The 14,795-nt window shown below is 39.0% G+C and carries 15 protein-coding genes; 13 read left to right on the top strand and 2 right to left on the bottom strand.

Annotated elements, in window-relative coordinates:
- Window positions 1-43: 43 nt before the first annotated feature.
- The 13 genes from G5W_RS0112925 to G5W_RS0112865 all read left to right on the top strand — a co-directional run bounded on the left by G5W_RS0112925 (window position 44) and on the right by G5W_RS0112865 (window position 11,741).
- Window positions 44-1,222: an LL-diaminopimelate aminotransferase gene (locus G5W_RS0112925; protein WP_010097264.1), complete on the top strand. Its 1,179-nt coding sequence runs from the start codon at window positions 44-46 to the stop codon at window positions 1,220-1,222.
- Window positions 1,219-2,883, top strand: coding sequence for a thiamine pyrophosphate-dependent enzyme (locus G5W_RS0112920; RefSeq protein WP_010097262.1), 1,665 nt, complete (start codon window positions 1,219-1,221; stop codon window positions 2,881-2,883). The genes G5W_RS0112925 and G5W_RS0112920 overlap by 4 nt, the downstream gene beginning before the upstream one ends.
- Before the next feature lie 57 nt (window positions 2,884-2,940).
- Window positions 2,941-4,431: an aldehyde dehydrogenase family protein gene (locus G5W_RS0112915; RefSeq protein ID WP_010097260.1), complete on the top strand. Its 1,491-nt coding sequence runs from the start codon at window positions 2,941-2,943 to the stop codon at window positions 4,429-4,431.
- A 32-nt stretch (window positions 4,432-4,463) separates the two neighbouring features.
- A complete protein-coding gene (locus G5W_RS0112910) occupies window positions 4,464-5,636 on the top strand; it encodes a saccharopine dehydrogenase family protein (RefSeq protein WP_010097259.1) in 1,173 nt (390 codons plus the stop codon).
- A 58-nt stretch (window positions 5,637-5,694) separates the two neighbouring features.
- Window positions 5,695-6,462, top strand: coding sequence for an IclR family transcriptional regulator (locus tag G5W_RS0112905; protein ID WP_010097258.1), 768 nt, complete (start codon window positions 5,695-5,697; stop codon window positions 6,460-6,462).
- A gap of 1 nt (window position 6,463) precedes the next feature.
- Entirely contained in the window at window positions 6,464-6,790 is a 327-nt protein-coding gene (locus G5W_RS0112900) for a DUF3870 domain-containing protein (protein ID WP_010097257.1), read from the top strand.
- Window positions 6,791-7,270: 480 nt separating this feature from the next.
- Complete coding sequence (locus tag G5W_RS0112895; RefSeq protein WP_010097256.1) at window positions 7,271-7,741, top strand: 8-oxo-dGTP diphosphatase; 471 nt, start codon at window positions 7,271-7,273, stop codon at window positions 7,739-7,741.
- A gap of 12 nt (window positions 7,742-7,753) precedes the next feature.
- Complete coding sequence (locus tag G5W_RS0112890; protein WP_010097254.1) at window positions 7,754-8,608, top strand: DUF5700 domain-containing putative Zn-dependent protease; 855 nt, start codon at window positions 7,754-7,756, stop codon at window positions 8,606-8,608.
- On the top strand, window positions 8,602-9,063 hold the full coding sequence (locus G5W_RS0112885; RefSeq protein ID WP_010097253.1) for a DUF2691 family protein: 462 nt from the start codon (window positions 8,602-8,604) through the stop codon (window positions 9,061-9,063). Before G5W_RS0112890 ends, G5W_RS0112885 begins: the two co-directional genes overlap by 7 nt.
- 21 nt (window positions 9,064-9,084) lie before the next feature.
- Window positions 9,085-10,206 carry a protein kinase family protein gene (locus G5W_RS0112880; protein WP_010097252.1) on the top strand — a complete coding sequence of 374 codons (1,122 nt, stop codon included), beginning with the start codon at window positions 9,085-9,087 and terminating at the stop codon, window positions 10,204-10,206.
- A 14-nt stretch (window positions 10,207-10,220) separates the two neighbouring features.
- Window positions 10,221-10,688: an NUDIX hydrolase gene (locus tag G5W_RS0112875; RefSeq protein WP_010097251.1), complete on the top strand. Its 468-nt coding sequence runs from the start codon at window positions 10,221-10,223 to the stop codon at window positions 10,686-10,688.
- A 22-nt stretch (window positions 10,689-10,710) separates the two neighbouring features.
- Window positions 10,711-10,887: a hypothetical protein gene (locus G5W_RS23790; RefSeq protein WP_010097250.1), complete on the top strand. Its 177-nt coding sequence runs from the start codon at window positions 10,711-10,713 to the stop codon at window positions 10,885-10,887.
- Between the two features lie 17 nt (window positions 10,888-10,904).
- Window positions 10,905-11,741, top strand: a complete 837-nt coding sequence (locus G5W_RS0112865) for an alpha/beta fold hydrolase (RefSeq protein WP_010097249.1) — start codon at window positions 10,905-10,907, stop codon at window positions 11,739-11,741.
- A 154-nt stretch (window positions 11,742-11,895) separates the two neighbouring features.
- On the opposite strand, the gene G5W_RS0112860 is transcribed toward G5W_RS0112865, so the two are convergent.
- Both G5W_RS0112860 and G5W_RS0112855 read right to left on the bottom strand, forming a co-directional pair.
- Window positions 11,896-13,344: an NAD-dependent succinate-semialdehyde dehydrogenase gene (locus tag G5W_RS0112860; protein ID WP_010097247.1), complete on the bottom strand. Its 1,449-nt coding sequence runs from the start codon at window positions 13,342-13,344 to the stop codon at window positions 11,896-11,898.
- Between the two features lie 242 nt (window positions 13,345-13,586).
- The gene (locus G5W_RS0112855; protein WP_010097245.1) at window positions 13,587-14,789 is read right to left on the bottom strand and encodes an acyl-CoA dehydrogenase family protein; all 1,203 of its coding nucleotides are present in this window, start codon (window positions 14,787-14,789) and stop codon (window positions 13,587-13,589) included.
- Window positions 14,790-14,795: the final 6 nt, after the last annotated feature.

Genomic DNA, 14,795 nt, shown 5'->3' with positions numbered 1-14,795 from the left:
GAAATAGCATTTCGTATATTGAAACGGAAGGATGGGTAGAACCATGTATGTGTCGGATAAAATTAAGGAATTGCCACCGTATCTGTTTTCAAGGTTTCAAAAAAGAAAGGAAGAACTGAGAGAACAAGGAATAGATGTGATTGATTTAGGAATTGGAGCACCTGATTTACCTACACCAAAGTTTATTATCGATAAGCTTTGTGAAGAGGTACAAAATCCTATTAATCATAAATATTCCCCATATGATGGTAGTAGGGAATTTCGAGAAGCGGTTGCCTATTTTTATAAGGATCATTATGGAGTTGAGCTTGATCCAGAAACAGAGATTTTAGCAGTTATTGGTACGAAAGAAGGTATTGCTAATTTAATCCATGCTGTAATTAACCCTGGTGATACAGTTTTGATACCTGATCCTGGTTATCCAGTCTACAAGACAGCGGTACACTTAGCAGGTGGTAAAAGTACATATCTTCCGTTGGATGCACAAAATGACTATGTACCAAAATTTAACGAGCTGTCTGATCCGGAAAAGAAAGCATCTAAACTAATGTTTTTAAATTACCCTAGCAATCCGACTGCTGCAACCATTGAATTAGATACATTAGTGGAAGCGATTACATTTGCGAGGAGTAATCAAATAGCCGTTGTTCACGATGCAGCTTATGATCTTGTTACATTTGATGGCTATAAAGCACCAAGTATTCTCCAAGTTCCCCATGCAAAAGAACTTGCTGTTGAATTCGGTTCTCTCTCTAAAAGTTTCAATATGACCGGCTGGAGGATTGGGTATGTAGTAGGAAATAAAGAGTTAATAAAGGCCCTTCACACGTATAAAAGTAACATTGATACGAGTCAATTTCTTGCAATTCAAAAAGCTGCTGCCCATGCGTTAAGAAGTGATTTATCGCATGTTAAGAAGCATAGTGAAATATTCAAAACTAGAATGGAACGAATGTATCAAGGGCTGCAAGAGCTAGGTTTTGAAGTAGAGAAGCCTAGGGGGTCTATATTTATTTGGCCTAAGATACCAAAAGGCTTCACTTCAGCAGAATTTGCTGAGCGTTTATTAGAAGAAGTAGGGATAATTGTAACCCCTGGTACAGCATTTGGACCATCTGGAGAAGGCTATATTCGCCTATCATTATCTGTTCAGGTGGAACGAATTGATGAAGTGATTAGAAGAATGAAGGAATTTAATTGTAAAGGCGTGGTCCCGTCATGAGCATTGAAATGAAAGTAAAGATGACAGCAGCTAAGGCGATAGTGGAATGTATGAAAAGAGAAGGTATCGAAAAAATATTCTGTGTCCCAGGTGAAAGCTATTTGCCATTACTGGATACACTTTATGATGAAGACTCGATTGATCTCGTTTCGGCTAGGCATGAAGGTGGGGCAGCTTTTATGGCAGAGGGATATGCAAAAGCCTCGTTAAAACCTGGCGTAGTACTTGCGACAAGAGGTGTAGGTGCGGCTAATCTTTCGATTGGCGTTCATACCGCTTATCAGGATTCCACTCCAATGGTCGTGTTCTTAGGGCAAGTACATAGTAAATTTCGAGGGAGAGAGGGGTTTCAAGAAGTAGACTTAGACCAATTCTTTCAACCAATCTCGAAATGGGCAGTCGAAGTAAAGGATCCGGAAAGAATGCCTGAGTTAGTCAGTAGAGCATTTCGAATTGCTAGGTCAGGACGACCGGGGCCAGTAGTTGTTTCATTACCGGAAGATGTCCTGCCAGCAGTAGGTGAAATGCAATTTGGTCCGGAAATAATGATATCAAGGCCTGCACCCTCACAAGCTGAAGTGTCATTAGTTGAGAACATGCTACAACAAGCGAAAAAGCCACTAATCATTGCTGGTGGGGGTGTCAAACTTTCGCAGGCTGAAGAGGAGTTACTAGCCTTTGCGGAGCGTTATCAGATACCTGTCCTCGCGGCTTTTCGTCGGCATGATGTTTTTCCGAATAAGCATGAATTGTATGCCGGACACTTAGGACTGGGGACACCAAGGCCTGTTCTTGAAACGGTCAAACAAGCAGATGTTATTTTAGCTTTTGGAACGAGACTCTCAGAAGTAACAACACAGGATTATTCCTTATTATCTCCGGAACAAAAATTAATCCATGTCGATATTGAACCGGAAGTAATTGGGAAGGTATATTCACCAGATATATCCATTATTGCAGATATGAGGGAGGCATTAAAGTCCTTTGATGACATGAAGTTAACGCAGTCTTGGTCTTCATGGGCGGTAGAGAGTAAGCTCCGCTTTCAGGAGAATAGTAGTTTAGAAGGAAAGGAGACTGACGTTATAAATAAACAAGTCATTCATGCCATGGTAGATGCATTACCAAAAGATACAATTATTACGAATGACGCCGGTAATTTTGCTGGCTGGCTACATGGATTGTATCCATTTACAGAAAAGCATACCTATGTTGGCCCAACATCTGGAGCGATGGGATATGGGCTTCCAGCAGCAATTGGCGCAAAGTTAGCTCGTCCGGATAGAACTGTTGTGTCATTATCTGGTGATGGTGGGTTTATGATGACCTTCCAAGAATTAGAAACAGCAGTAAGAGAGCAAGTTCCAGTTATTGCACTCGTATTTAACAATAGTAGTTATGGTACCATTCGTATGCATCAAGAGATTCACTATCCAGAGAGAGTAATTGGTACAAATCTGAATAAGGTATCCTTCTCAGCACTAGCAAACGCAGTTGGTGCAGAAGGTTATACCGTTTCTACCATCGGTGAATTCAGCCATGCACTAAATCTTGCAATAGAAAGCGATGCACCTACTGTCATTGAGATTATCACAGATGTGGAGAATATCTCCATTTCTTCAACGATAACATCCATAAGAGAAAAATCCCTAAAGTCGTAAAATACAACGATGGTAAAGGGAGTAATACGTAGAGACTATTAAAGGAGGAAATAGAAAATGGTAGAAGTGAAAACAAAAAAACTAGCAAACTTTATTAATGGGGAATGGATCGATGTAGAGAAGACTGCCCCAGTTATCAATCCAGCAACAGGTGAAACGATTTTGGATGTACCTTTATCCGATTCAGCCAGTGTAAATAAAGCGGTTGAAGCAGCAAAGAGTGCCCAAAAAGAGTGGGCTTTAGTTCCTGCACCTCAACGTGCAGAAGTACTATATCGAGTTGGTTATATTTTGAAAGAAAGAAAAGAAGAATTAGCGCAGCTCTTAACGATGGAGAATGGAAAGGTAATTGAGGAAGCTCGAGGAGAAGTGCAAGAAGGAATTGATATGGCTTTTTACATGGCTGGGGAAGGTAGACGCCTATTTGGTCAAACAACTCCCGCGGAGTTAAAAGATAAATTTGCCATGAGTGTTCGTGCTCCAATTGGTGTAGTGGGAATTATTACGCCATGGAACTTTCCCATTGCAATAGCAACTTGGAAGTCGTTCCCGGCTATTGTTGCGGGTAATGCAGTTGTTTGGAAGCCTGCAACGGAAACCCCTATTATGGCTTATGAACTAGCAAGAGTATTTGAAGAGGCAGGGCTACCGAAAGGCGTTATTAATGTTGTATTTGGTAGTGGTACTGAGGTAGGAAATGCGATGGTAAATCACGATGATATTCGCGTTATTTCCTTTACAGGTTCTAATGAGGTAGGACGTAACATAGCAGCAGAATGTGGACGACAGCTAAAGAAGGTATCACTAGAGATGGGCGGAAAAAATGCCGTTATTGTAATGGAAGATGCTGACCTTGATTTAGCAGTAGAGGGAATTCTTTGGAGTGCATTTGGAACTAGTGGCCAACGTTGTACTGCTTGTAGTAGAGTGATTGTTCATGAAAATGTAAAAACGGCACTAGAAGAGCGCCTATTAGCGGCGATGGAAAAGTTAACGATTGGTAATGGGTTAGATACTTCTAATCGAGTTGGTCCAATTATTAATAAGCCAGGTATTGAAAAAATCAAGAAGTATATTGAAATTGGAAAGGGAGAAGGGGCAAAGCTTCTTGCTGGTGGCTATGAATTAACAGATGGAGATCTAGCTAATGGAAATTATTTCGCACCAACCCTATTTACTGATGCAACAGCCTCAATGAGAATTGCACAAGAGGAAATCTTTGGCCCGGTGGTTTCGCTAATTCCGGTTAAGAGTTTTGAAGAAGCTATTGAAGTGAATAATGGCGTCACATTCGGACTATCTAGTTCAATCTTCACAAGAGATGTAAACCGTGTGTTTAAAGCACAACGTGATTTAGATACAGGTATTGTCTATGTTAACGCAGGGACTACAGGGGCAGAGATTCACTTGCCATTTGGAGGAACAAAGGGTACAGGTAACGGCCATCGTGATTCTGGAATTCAGGCTTTAGATGTATATACAGAGTGGAAATCTGTTTATGTAGACTTTAGTGGGAAATTACAACGAGCACAAATAGATGTAGAGTAAAACAATTGGTTGACAAGAAAAGGAGTGATTGGATGAAAATAGGAGTATTAGGATCAGGGTTAATGGGAAAAGAAGCAGCACGTGACCTAGTGTCAAGTGAGGGAGTAGAAGCAATTGGCTTAGCTGATATTGATATTGATCGGGCACAAAAAGTAGTAGACCAACTAGATTCTCCAAAACTATCAGCACATCAAGTCAATGCCTCCGATGAGAAAGAACTAGCAGCATTTATGCGTCAGTATGACGTCATCATCAATGCGTTATTTTATTCATTTAATGAGATTGTCGCAAAAACAGCTATTCAAGTTGGGGTTAGCTCAGTTGACTTAGGAGGGCACATTGGACACATCACGGATAAAGTATTAGAACTAGATGAGGATGCAGAAGTTGCCAATGTCACGATTATCCCAGACCTCGGGGTAGCACCAGGAATGATTAATATTTTGTCCGGTTATGGAGCAAGTAAGTTAGATGAATTAAAATCTCTTAAACTATATGTAGGTGGAATTCCTGTTAAACCGGAACCACCATTAGAGTATTATCATGTATTCTCGATGGAAGGGTTATTTGACCATTATACGGATCCGTCGCTTATTATCCGTAATGGGATGAAGCAGGAAGTCCCATCGCTATCCGAAGTGGAACGCCTATATTTTGAAAAATTTGGCCCACTAGAGGCTTTCCATACATCTGGTGGCACGTCAACATTATCTTTCTCGTACCCACATCTGGAAACACTAGAATATAAAACCATTCGTTTTCCAGGTCATGCGGAAAAATTCAAGCTCCTGGTTGATTTGAATTTAACGCGAAATGACTATGAAGTCGAATTAAATGGTCAGTCTATCAAACCGAGAGAGGTTCTGTTAAAAGTACTCGATCCCATTGTCGAATTAGGTGACCGGGATGATGCTGTGTTACTTCGTGTTGTAGTGTCAGGAGTGAAGGACGGAGAGCCAACAACGTACCAATATGAGATGGCTACGTTTAAGGATCGGGAGAATAATGTGACAGCTATGGCAAGAGCTACTGCTAACACCATATCTGTTGTAGCCCAATTAATTGGGAAAGGCGTTATAACTAAGAGAGGTGTACTGCCACCAGAGCAAATTGTTCCGGGCGAGGTATACATCGAAGAAATGGCGAAACGCGGCGTCAACATCATAGAATCCGAAGTAACGCAAAATTCTAAGATTTTAGGCTAAAAGGTTATCCCTCTGCGTAAAGCGGAGGGGCCTTTTTCTATAAGCAAGGAGAATGAAGATGAACCAAAGTGTAAAAAAGGCACTTAGTCTACTAAATTTATTTGATGAAGATAATGATGAATTAACGTTAAAAGAAATATCTGAGCGCTCTAAGTTACCTAAGCCAACAGCATATCGTATGTTATCTGCTCTGGAATCTATGAATTATGTATACAAGCTTAAAGATAATGAACACGATAGTCGATATCGATTAGGATTAAAGCTATTGGAACTAGGTCAGTTAGTGTCAGATCGATTAGAGGTTAGGAAAATTGCATATCCATATATGGAACGCCTAGCACACGATATTCAGGAAGCGGTACACCTTGTCATTAAAAATCATCATGAGGCAACATATATTGAAAAGGTAGAAAGTAGGAAAGCGATTCGATTGTATACAAGGATTGGAAAAAATTCACCTCTGTATATTGGATCTGGTCCAAAATTACTGTTAGCACATTTATCTAATGACGAACAAGAAGAGATTTTATTACAAGCAGAGGCGGTTCATGGCATTGACCGTGGTAAGTTCATAGAGGAGCTCGAGAGAATTAGAATGGAGGGATATTCGTATAGCATCGGGGAACAAGATGAAAATACGATTGGTATTTCTTACCCAATTTATGATTATCGGAACCGAGTTATTGCAGCACTTACTGTAAGTGGATTGTCTACCTATTTCGAAGGAAATAATTTAGTAGATATTAAAGTCAAAACAGAAGAAACAGCGTCTATCGTATCTAGAAGGCTAGGATTTAGAGGCTTTGTTAAAGGAGTAGTGGATTAATATGAATACGATTTTTATAGCCGGGCATGCTAGATTACCTTCTGGGATGGCAGCTCAGAATATGTATGAGACATTAACCATAACAGCAGAGATTGATCGTAAATATGGTGTTATCGTAGCGGCAAGCTGCACATTAGCAACCGAGCATGGTCGTGACTTCGTACAACACTTACTAAGAGGTTATAGTTTGCAGGACGGCTGTGAAGAGCCAATCCATGCCATAAGAGAACATTACATGGGCAAGGCAGGAAATGCAATTATATCTGCTGTGAGAGATTTATATAAACAGTATAATTTGTATTTAGAAAAGAAAAAAGGAAGTAGTTAAGCGCATAGGAGACTAACGGATTAGGTGTGCAAATGCTAATTGTTTTTCAATATAAAAGGAAGATTAACACTAAGTGCTAATCTTCCTTTTTCTTTTTATTTATTCTCTTTTCTAAGTGCCTTTGTCCTAATATGGATATAAGAAGACTAAAGAGATTTAATATATGAAATAATGTTGTATTGCCCTTAGCAATTATAAGCATAACAATTACTAAAGGGACGTATATTTTTATGCCAGTTAAGGAACTCATCCCCTTTAATAATTTTCTTTGAACAAATACTACACAAACTGTTTGAATGATTGGCAATATAGCCTATATTAATATTAATTGTAACACTAGTTTAGTGGATTATTAATGAGTAAAGATAACTAAAATAGAACGGTTTAATAGGAGATTATACGTTATTCTTTTTTGTCTAATAATAATTCTGAATTTTTGATAGAATAATAGTATACAATACAAAACTAGGTGATCAGATAATGGATACAATCAACTACAAATTTTGGACAGTATGTATGATTCAGGATGGTAATAAGGTTCTTTTACTCGATAGACAGCATGACGATTTCACAGGTTTTATTCCACCAGGTGGTAAGGTGGAATTTCCGGAAAGCTTCGTTGATGCTGCTATTCGGGAAGTAAAAGAGGAAACAGGATTAGAGGTTAGTAACTTACAACTTAAAATACTATATGAGTATGTAAACCCGGTTGCGAAAGACCGGTATATTATATTTAATTACATCACACAGGATTTTTCAGGAGAATCGATTGAGGACGGTCTTGAAGGAAATGCAGCATGGGTGGATATCGATAAATTAGATGAACTACCTATGCAACATTCCATTCGGAGAAGAATACCTTACTTTTTTCGTGAAGGAACTTTCGAGATTCATGTGGAATGGGACCATGAAGAGAATAAAGAAGCTAAGGTAATGATTCGGAAGACGTAAAAGGAGAATGAAATGCAAATATTAAATACACTAGAAGCATTTCCGACAAATTGTACATTAGATAGTTTGCGAGAGTATTATCAAAAGTACCCATCTATCTTTGACTTTTATTTTCAATTCCATTGCAAAAATAGCAACGAAAGGCTTAATCAAGCGCTCGTAAAATACTCAAATGATTGGCCATCTATTGAAAAGGTACAAGAAAAGATTGGTAGTCTAGTGGTGAAGGTTGTCCAACGCTATAAGAGCCTTTATGATTTAGATTTCCCAATCTCTGTGAATTTGATTGTAGGTGCGTATGGCTCAAACGGATATACTAATCACAAAATCATACCGGATATAACCTTTGCTTTAGAACGTGTTACCTATGAAGAGGATCCTTTACAAGTCTTAATTGCTCATGAATTTGGCCATGCCGCTCATAATATTATCTCTAATAATCATAACATGGATTGGAAAAGTGTTCAGTGGAACCATCCATTTACTTGGCTTTTACAAGAAGGTGCAGCAACACATTTTTCTAGAAAAATTATTCCCGATTTAGAGGAATCTATCTATTTTTCCTATAAATATGGTGAAAATGAGTGGTTAGAATTTGCAAGAAATAATGTTCAAGAGATCATAGAGAAATTTACTCTGGATTTACAACGTGGTAAACCGAACCAGGAGATTTTTAAAGAATGGTTCTCTATTAATGGTGGGGAAACTTTTGGATATTCAAGACTTGGATACTATATAGCGGATTGTCTATTTCAGGATTTTGTTCGACGGATAGGTGAGGTACAAACATTACGTTTATGGAAGAACGAAACGTTCTTTCAGGAGATAGGGAATTGGCTTACTTTAAGGGAGGAGAGAGAGTGGTAAGAGGAATCTCCTTTGAAATACCCAATACATATGGGACGTTTTTACACGATATTTTACATGACCTACCTTTGAAGGAATACATATGGAAGATTGATCCGGTTGAATCTTATGTAATTGAACAGGGTCAACTAGGAACTCCACTCTTTCAAACTACTAAATTAGCTGGTGATGAACTGTATGATCTCGTGTTACAAGGCGATCAATACCTGATTTTTGTTGATTTAAAAGCATTTCCGAATGAAGATACCATGATTGATATTACGACCTTTGAGGAATTTTTATTAAGTGAATGTCAATTTGTCCTGCTTGTTGTCGATTCGTCCTTTGTAAGAATATATGCAAAGGAACTAGATATCATCAATCATTTATATCGTAAAACAATGGATTCTGGCTACAAAAATATTGCTATTATCACGGAGGATAATGATAAGAGTACTTCATTAACTGCCTTTTAGTATTGAAAGGAGGGAAATGTAATGGAGTCAACAATGGAAACGACCTGGGAAATTAACCATAGCGTACTACATCATTGTGTTAGAAGTGCGTTGAAGGAAAGAAATGTAACCGTAGCAAATTGGCAAGTAGAGCCATTAGCAGTCAGGAAATCGAACTTTACTACAGAAGGAATTTATCGGCTTCATGGTACTGCTACGAAAGGGGATAAGGGAATACCTTGGTCCTTAGTGTTGAAGATTATTCAACCAGAAGCGGAAGAAATGAACCATCCTCAGCACCATAATTATTGGAAGCGAGAAGGATTAGTATTTCAATCTGGCTTATTAAACCATATTCCCAATTCTATTCAGGTGCCGGAGTGTTACATGGTGGAGGAGAAGTCGGAAACGGAAGTCTGGATTTGGATGGAAGAAGTGAAAGAAGATAATAATGGAAAATGGTCATTAGATGATTTTTCATTTATTGCCCATCAATTAGGGAGGTTTCATGGTGCTTATACAACAGATACATTCTCTCTGCCAAATCATGAGTGGGTTTGTCAGAATTGGTTACAGTCATGGGTAAAAGGTTGTGATCAATATGCAGTGAATCCTGATGATTTTTACCCAAGCTTGAAAGGCAACGACATCGATTTGGATACAATCATGAAAAAATATACATCGCTAAGACAACAAGAGAAAAAATATCTCCGTGCATTACATACACTTCCAAGAACGCTTTCTCATCAAGATATGAGTCAGCAAAACATGTATATCAGAAGCAAAGATGAAAAGAGAGAATTGATTTTAATAGATTGGCAATATATGAGTAATTCAGCCATAGGTGAGGATTTGGGGAAATTATTTGGTGTTGCCATGAGTCAGGAGGATATTCCTGTTAAAAAAGCGTGGGAATATCAAGGGCATTTATTTAATCATTATTTGCAGGGGCTTAGAGAAGCGGGTTGGAATGGTGATGAAAGATATGCTCGATATGGATTTGCTACGGGCGTGGCGTTTAGAAGTGCATGGGAAGTGCCTAAATTACTGAAGTTAAAAGTACAGAATATAGATCGGGCGGCAATAGAAAAATATACACGAATTGTCCAGGTGCAAATGAAGTTTGCAGAGGAAATAGAGAAGCTATTAATTAGTCTAGACTAGCGTGGGGGGAAAATATGGGATACATCATGGATTTGAGAAAAGTAATCGGAACACAGCCTATTATTATGGTTGGTGCTTGTGTTTTAGTAATCGATTCAAGGAGTAGAATTCTACTACAATTACGGCAAGATAATCATTGCTGGGGGCTAGCAGGTGGTGCTATGGAACCAGGTGAAACGTTAGAACAGGTGGCTAGAAGAGAGTTATTTGAAGAAACGGGACTTATGGCTAATGGATTAGATTTACTTAATATCTATTCCGGAGAAGAATTTTATTACAAATACCCACATGGGGATGAGGTATACAATGTTATTACAGCATATGTTTGTCGAGACTATCATGGCGAGATAATAGTAGACGAGCATGAGGTTGCAGAATTAAAATTCTATGAATTGGACGAGCTTCCTGCGAATCTTAATCCACCAGAGAGACCAATTATTGAAGATTTTTTAAGCAAATTAAATATAGTGAATAAAGCCTAAAAAGGCATTTAAGGAGAGAGCAATGCTAATAATCATCCTTGTAGTATTTTTTACATTAAGCTATTATTTCAAATTATCATTTATAGAGAACTTGCAGAACGGGGAGGCAAGAGTTGCGAAACAATCCAAATATACAGCTGTAGCGTGCCAAGCCATTGCGATGATAAGTCTAGGTATCTTCTTATTCAAAGCATTATAAAGAGATGAGGGACAGTTATGTGGCAGAAAAGATTAGTGGAAACAAGCAGAGGAGTATTTGAGCTTTTCGTGAACGGGGTGGGTGAGCCATTAGCGGTAACCCATCATTATAGCGCTTATGATGAGAGGGGTAATTCCTTCGCAAATCCTTTCACAGAGCATTACTCTGTATACCTCATTAATTTGAAGGGAGCAGGTAACTCAGCTCAGGTGAAGACAGAGAGCGAATACAGTATGGATGAAGCCGTCTTAGACTTGGAAGCTATACGGGAGGCTCTTGGATTTCGAAAATGGGGTTTTGCAGGGCATTCAACGGGTGGTATGCTGGCATTAAAATATGCCATACTTGCCCCGAATTCTCTAACTAAGATAATTGCTGGTGGTGCGGCTGCAAGTTATGAATATGGTGCAGACCCTGATTCTATCTATTGCCGCAAAAACCCAAATTTTAATAGAATCGTAGAGATTATGAAATTACTAGAAAATGCTAGTACACCTATTGAGACTAGAAGGAAATTAGGATATGAATGGGCGCTGATGTCATATCATTCAGAGGAGAAGTTACAAGAAGCCTTGAATAAGCCCAATAGTGGGAAAACTGTGGGTCCCAGACTAGATTATTTCAGAAAAGTAGAATATCCAACTTATGATATTCGAGAAGAAATAAAGCAAATTAACATACCAAGTTATATCTATGCGGGGAAATATGATTCTCAATGCCCGATGAGGTTTGGTGTTGAAATTGCAGAACTGATTCCGGAAGCCAATCTAATGATATTTGAAGAGAGTAATCATAATCCGTTTTCCGAGGAAGAGGAGGAATATGCGAGATTTGTGAAAGAGACAATAGAATAATAGGTTAGTAATAACTATAGCCCCTTTCTTTGAAGTTTGTATTCGCTATAGTTTTAGGAATCCATATTAAAAGTATTTCGTGCTATTTGTTAAGGAATAGAGGGGAAAGATAAAGAATCGGTACTAGCAGTTGCTAATACCGATTCTTTATTTTTTAATCAATCGCAATCGAAACTAATTTCTTCTCTAAAAACTCATCCATTCCATGATGACCGCCTTCTTTACCACCACTACCAGATTGCTTAATACCACCGAATGGTGCTTCTGGAACAGACGGGAATACGTCGTTAACACCAATCATTCCGTAATCTAGTTTTTCTGCCACTCGTAAAGTACGGCTAGTATTTTCAGTGAAAATATAAGCAGCTAAGCCATAGTCTGTATCGTTGGCTTTTTTAATTACTTCTGCTTCGTCCGTAAAAGTTTGGATAGGGAAGAGTGGGCCAAAGGTTTCTTCACGCATTACCTTCATATCATCTGTTGCATTTTTGACGATAGTCGGCGGACAGAAATATCCTTTTAACTCACCATCCCATTTATTTCCTCCAGCCACAATTTCCGCGCCTTTTTCTAATGCATCATTTAGATGTGCCTCAACCTTTTGGCGGGCTTGATCACTAATTAGTGGACCAAGCTCCACACCTTCATCCATTCCGTAGCCAACTTTCATCTTCTCAAGCTTTTCTTTTAATAAAGCAGTGAATTCATCGGCAATGGATTCATGGACATACAGGCGATTTGCACAAATACACGTTTGCCCGTTATTACGGAATTTACTTGCTAAAGATAGTGTTGTTGCCTTATCCAAATCTGCATCCTCAAATGCGATGATTGGTGCATGACCACCAAGTTCAAGAGAAACCTTTTTTACTTGATCGGCAGCTTCACGCATTAAGTATTTTCCAACGGCAGTTGAGCCGGTAAATGTAATAAGCTTTACCTCTTTATTCGTTAGCATTTCTTGTCCAATAGCTTGTGCATCTCCAGTTACGAGATTTACAACACCTGGAGGCATACCTGCTTCTTCAAAAATCTTTACAATCTCAATAGCTGATAGCGGAGTCTCTGGAGATGGTTTTAACACAGCAGTACATCCTGCAGCTAGAGCTGGACCTAATTTTCGTGTAATCATGGACGATGGAAAGTTCCAAGGTGTAATGGCACCTACTACGCCAATTGGTTTTGGAATAACTAACATTCGTTTGGTTTTAACAGAAGATGGAATCCATTCTCCATATCCACGGGAAGCTTCCTCCGCATACCATAGTAAAAATCCTGCCGCACCTTTTACTTCTCCAATGGCCTCTGGTAAAGGTTTTCCTTGCTCCATAGTTAGAATTTCTCCTAAGCGTTTTGCATCTTTACGCATTAGTTCAGCTGCTTTATAAAGAACGCGAGAACGCTGTCTACCTGTCATTTCGCTCCAAATCGGGAAAGCCTTTGAGGCAGCTTCAATTGCTTCTTTTGTTTCAGATTGACCACCATATGCTACTTCTGTTATTGGCTCTAGGGTTGCAGGATTGTATACTGTCTCAGTTTTTGACTTGTCTACTTCACGCCATTCTCCATTAATGTAAATACTCTTTGTTAATGTAGAAATCATACTCCATCCTCCCCATATAGTAATTGGCTGTTGCTGTAAATACCATTGATGGTCAATATAGTCTTTAGTGAGGACTCGCTGATGTTTAGCGAAATCCCAACCATCTTCAGCGATATAAACCAAAACTTTAGCTAAAATGCACTCATCTTTAGCATTTCAGTAACAACCGATGATTCTATTAATAAGCATATCGCACCTGCAAATTTCTATCAATCTACAGGTACGAGTTTCGAAGTTTATTTTTACACCAGTTCTTTATCTGGATTCCAAGCTGGTAATGTTTTGTTTAAAGGTTTATCTTTACGATAACCGAGAACATACTCTGCCTGCATGATGGTGTGGATTTCTCTTGTTCCTTCATAAATAACTGGTGCTTTTGAATTACGTAAGTATCGCTCAACTGGGTACTCGTCTGAATAACCGTACGCTCCATGTATTTGCATGGCGTCATCTGCAGCTTGGTTGGCAAAATCACATGCTTGCCACTTGGCTAAAGAAGTTTCTCTTGTGTTTCGTTTCCCCTCATTTTTTAATTCTCCAGCACGATATACAAGTAAACGGCTCATTTGTAATCCAGCTTCCATTTTGGCAATCATTTGTTGTACCAATTGATGCTGCCCAATCGGTTTTCCAAATGTTTCGCGTTCATGGCAATATTTGACGCTTGATTCAAGGCAAGCCATGATTTGGCCTACTGCACCTGCTGCGACGGTGAAGCGGCCATTGTCAAGTGCAGACATTGCAATTTTAAAACCTTCTCCTTCTTCGCCTAGTAAGTTTTCTGCGGGAACCTTAACATTATCGAAGAATAGCTCCCCAGTATTACCAGAGCGAATTCCATGCTTTCCTTTAATGGCTTTGGAGCTAAATCCGTCCCATGTTCTTTCCACAATAAAGGCAGAAATCCCGTGATGCTTCTTCGATTTGTCAGTGTATGCAAATACTAAGAAATGATCGGCAACATCACATAGTGAAATCCAAGTCTTTTGCCCATTTAAAATATAATAATCCCCATCTTTCATTGCGGTAGATTGTAGGGATGCTACGTCTGAACCCGCTCCTGGTTCAGTTAAGCCAAAAGCACCAATTTTTTCACCTTTAGCCTGTGGGGTAAGATACTTTTGTTTTTGTTCGTCAGTACCCCATTGTAATAAAGTCATAGAGTTTAGGCCTGTATGAACAGAAACGGCTGTACGGAAAGCGGTATCCCCACGTTCTAATTCCTCACATACGATTGCTAGGGAATTATAATCCATACCACTCCCACCATATTCTTCTGGAATACACACTCCCATGAGACCAAGCTCTGCTAATCTTTTGTAAATAGTTGGATCAAACTGTCCGTCACGATCCCAATCCGCAATATTTGGCATAATTTCTTTATCGACAAAACTTCTCACCGTTTCACGCAACATATTTTGTTCCTCTGTAAAGTTAAAATTCATGTTTAC

The organism is Ornithinibacillus scapharcae TW25 (assembly GCF_000190475.1).
Lineage (GTDB): Bacteria > Bacillota > Bacilli > Bacillales > Amphibacillaceae > Ornithinibacillus > Ornithinibacillus scapharcae.
Note: the sequence above shows the minus strand (reverse complement) of the source record. Positions and strands in the feature narration are given on the sequence as shown.

What these genes read in the sequence shown, in the direction of transcription:
- G5W_RS0112900 (WP_010097257.1), top strand. Translation starts at nt 6,464, where the DNA reads ATGAATACGATTTTTATAGCCGGGCATGCTAGATTACCTTCTGGGATG.
- G5W_RS0112890 (WP_010097254.1), top strand. Translation starts at nt 7,754, where the DNA reads ATGCAAATATTAAATACACTAGAAGCATTTCCGACAAATTGTACATTA.
- G5W_RS23790 (WP_010097250.1), top strand. Translation starts at nt 10,711, where the DNA reads ATGCTAATAATCATCCTTGTAGTATTTTTTACATTAAGCTATTATTTC.
- G5W_RS0112895 (WP_010097256.1), top strand. Translation starts at nt 7,271, where the DNA reads ATGGATACAATCAACTACAAATTTTGGACAGTATGTATGATTCAGGAT.
- G5W_RS0112910 (WP_010097259.1), top strand. Translation starts at nt 4,464, where the DNA reads ATGAAAATAGGAGTATTAGGATCAGGGTTAATGGGAAAAGAAGCAGCA.
- G5W_RS0112925 (WP_010097264.1), top strand. Translation starts at nt 44, where the DNA reads ATGTATGTGTCGGATAAAATTAAGGAATTGCCACCGTATCTGTTTTCA.
- G5W_RS0112915 (WP_010097260.1), top strand. Translation starts at nt 2,941, where the DNA reads ATGGTAGAAGTGAAAACAAAAAAACTAGCAAACTTTATTAATGGGGAA.
- G5W_RS0112920 (WP_010097262.1), top strand. Translation starts at nt 1,219, where the DNA reads ATGAGCATTGAAATGAAAGTAAAGATGACAGCAGCTAAGGCGATAGTG.
- G5W_RS0112855 (WP_010097245.1), bottom strand. Translation starts at nt 14,789, where the DNA reads ATGAATTTTAACTTTACAGAGGAACAAAATATGTTGCGTGAAACGGTG.
- G5W_RS0112860 (WP_010097247.1), bottom strand. Translation starts at nt 13,344, where the DNA reads ATGATTTCTACATTAACAAAGAGTATTTACATTAATGGAGAATGGCGT.
- G5W_RS0112865 (WP_010097249.1), top strand. Translation starts at nt 10,905, where the DNA reads ATGTGGCAGAAAAGATTAGTGGAAACAAGCAGAGGAGTATTTGAGCTT.
- G5W_RS0112875 (WP_010097251.1), top strand. Translation starts at nt 10,221, where the DNA reads ATGGGATACATCATGGATTTGAGAAAAGTAATCGGAACACAGCCTATT.
- G5W_RS0112880 (WP_010097252.1), top strand. Translation starts at nt 9,085, where the DNA reads ATGGAGTCAACAATGGAAACGACCTGGGAAATTAACCATAGCGTACTA.
- G5W_RS0112905 (WP_010097258.1), top strand. Translation starts at nt 5,695, where the DNA reads ATGAACCAAAGTGTAAAAAAGGCACTTAGTCTACTAAATTTATTTGAT.